Raw genomic sequence first — 1,431 nt, 5'->3', positions numbered from 1 at the left:
CTAAGCGATGTCCCGTAATTGACCTTGGATCTGCTTGCTGACCTGTGGCGTTCGTCGCTCAACCTGCGAGGGTGAGGTTGTGGAGGCGGGAGATGCCGAGCATGGCGTGGTGAACGCCGTCGCCCTTCAGACGGCAGTCGCGGAGGATCTTCCAGGACTTCATTCGGGCGAAGGTGTGCTCGACACGGGCGCGCACCTTCCGATGCAAGGTGTTGTGTTCCTCCTTCCAGTCGGGCAGTTCGGCCTGGCCTGCCTCGCGTCGGTGGGGGATGACGAGCCCGGTGCCCCGGTAGCCGCCGTCAGCGATGACTGTGGTGCGGCCAACGGCGGCCTTGGCGCCGGACAGCTCCCATGCCTTGCAGTCGTTGCGGTTACCGGGCACGGGCCGGCCGACGGCGACGACCAGGCGGCTGTCGGCATCGATGACGACCTGGTGATTGGTGGAGTACCGGTAGTTTTTTGACTGCTCGGCGATGCTGTGGTCACGTGTGGGGACCAGGGTTCCGTCGACGATCAGGACGGCGTCCTTGCGGAACCGCTTGCGGGGCTGCAGCGTGAGCTTCGGCCCCAAGTGGTCGATGATCCGGTCCGCGGCGGACTTGGAGATACCGAACAGAGGGGCCAGTTGCCGCAGGGTGAGGTTCGTCCGCCAGTACGCGGCCACCAGCAGGACCCGGTCCTCCAGCGACAGGCTCCACGGCCGGCCCTTGCGAACCGGGTCCGCACCTTCCCGCCGCAACGCGGAGACCAGCTTCGCGAACTGGCGCGGACTAAGCCCGGTGAAGGGGGCTATCCAGGAGGGTTCCGACGCCGTGATCACACCAGACACACCGAGATCATCTCAGTTGGCGCCGGAGCCCTTCGGCTCAGCCGACCATAGGGTGCTTACGTGGAAGAGATCCCCTGGTTCGAGTGTGACGACAACGACCTGGAGCCGGCCCAGCGCGAGTTCGCCCATGTCCTCCAGGACCGTGCACGGTTCTGGCCCGTCCAGCCCATCGACACAGTCCTGCTGCCTGCGGACCACACCCCATACGGCTGGCTGCTGGCCTACCTCGACATCGATGACCCCCGGCACAACTGCATCGTGCTGACGGTTGGTGTCCACTTCGACGGGGCCCGTGCCCGCGGCGACAAGCTCCACAATCAGGACTTCACTCTCCCGAGCAACCCGACCGCCCTTGCTCTCGACGTGACCGGGAGCCCCCTGGCAACTGCGAACCGAACAGCAGACTGGTTCGAGGCAATCCTCAGGCGCCCCATCGTGCGCAACGAATGGCTGCATGCTGGGGTCGTGTACGCGACGAGGTACTCATATGCCGACACCGGCACCGGCCTCAGCCAAGGCTACGAAGCCTCCCTCGCCCCGCCCGGGCGGATTAAGCGCCTGACCGCCGCGGGATTCGACCGTGGTGACGGCTGGGGCAACAC

General features: G+C 66.0%; 2 protein-coding genes. One reads left to right on the top strand and one right to left on the bottom strand.

What is annotated here, in order from left to right; genetic code table 11:
* Window positions 1-58: 58 nt before the first annotated feature.
* Window positions 59-829, bottom strand: a complete 771-nt coding sequence (locus tag QSK45_RS37970) for a transposase (RefSeq protein WP_285563518.1) — start codon at window positions 827-829, stop codon at window positions 59-61.
* 60 nt (window positions 830-889) lie between these two features.
* Here QSK45_RS37970 and QSK45_RS37965 point away from each other — a divergent pair.
* The coding region (locus tag QSK45_RS37965; protein ID WP_285563517.1) for a hypothetical protein at window positions 890-1,431 on the top strand (542 nt) is incomplete at its 3' end.

This window comes from Streptomyces hygroscopicus subsp. hygroscopicus, assembly GCF_030269125.1.
Classification (GTDB): domain Bacteria; phylum Actinomycetota; class Actinomycetes; order Streptomycetales; family Streptomycetaceae; genus Streptomyces; species Streptomyces hygroscopicus_C.
The sequence above is the reverse complement of the archived record's forward strand: the minus strand, read 5'-3'. Positions and strand labels throughout refer to the sequence as shown.